General features: G+C 63.1%; 1 protein-coding gene. It reads left to right on the forward strand.

Translation table 11 applies throughout. The annotated features are described in order from the left end of the window. Window positions 1–3: 3 nt before the first annotated feature. A partial coding sequence (locus AB0H84_RS42040) for a tetratricopeptide repeat protein (RefSeq protein WP_357617484.1) occupies window positions 4–968 on the forward strand: 965 nt, incomplete at its 3' end.

Consider the following 968-nt stretch of genomic DNA (forward strand, 5'->3'; position numbering starts at 1 on the left):
CTGATGAAGCGCTACGACGAGGCGCTGGCCGACTTCAACCGTGCCATCGAACTCAACCCCGATGATGGCTGGGCCACCGCCAACCGCGGCGTGACGTACCGGTTGATGAAGCGGTACGACGAGGCGCTGGCCGACTTCAACCGTGCCATCGAACTCAACCCCGATGATGGCTGGGCCATCCCCAATCGCGGCGTGACGTACCGGGAGATGGAGCGTTATGGCGAGGCGCTGGCCGACCTCAACCGTGCCATCGAACTCAACCCCGCTAGTGCTTGGGCCATCACCAATCGCGGCATGACGTACCGGGAGATGGAGCGGTACGACGAGGCGCTGGCCGACCTCAACCGCGTCATCGAGCTCGACCCCGCTAGTGCTTGGGCCATCACCAATCGCGGCATGACGTACCGGGAGATGGAGCGGTACGACGAGGCGCTGGCCGACTTCAACCGCGTCATTGAGCTCGACCCCGCTGATGGCTGGGCCATCACCAATCGCGGCATGACGTACCGGTTCATGGAGTGCTACGACGAGGCGCTGGCCGACTTCAACCGCGCTATCCAACTCAAGCCCGAAGCCGCCTGGGCCTTTGCTGGCCGCGGTGAGACGCTTCTCACCACAGAGCGCTACGAGGAAGCGCTGGCCGACTTCAACCGCACCATCCAACTCGACCCCGAAGCCGTCTGGGTTCTCACTCATACGGGCGAGATACATTCCCTGATGGGGCGCTACAACAAGGCGCTGGCTGACTTCAACCGCGTCATCGAACTCAATCCCGATGATGCCTCGGCCATCACTAACCGCGGCCTGACGTACGGGAAGATGGAGCGGTACGACGAAGCGCTGGCCGACTTCAACCGCGCCATCGAACTCAACCCCGATGATGCCTCGGCCATCACTAACCGCGGCCTGACGTACGGGAAGATGGAGCGGTACGACGAAGCGCTGGCCGACTTCAACCGCGCCATCGA

The sequence above is a fragment of the Nonomuraea sp. NPDC050786 genome (assembly GCF_040654115.1).
In the GTDB taxonomy this organism is placed as follows: Bacteria; Actinomycetota; Actinomycetes; order Streptosporangiales; family Streptosporangiaceae; genus Nonomuraea.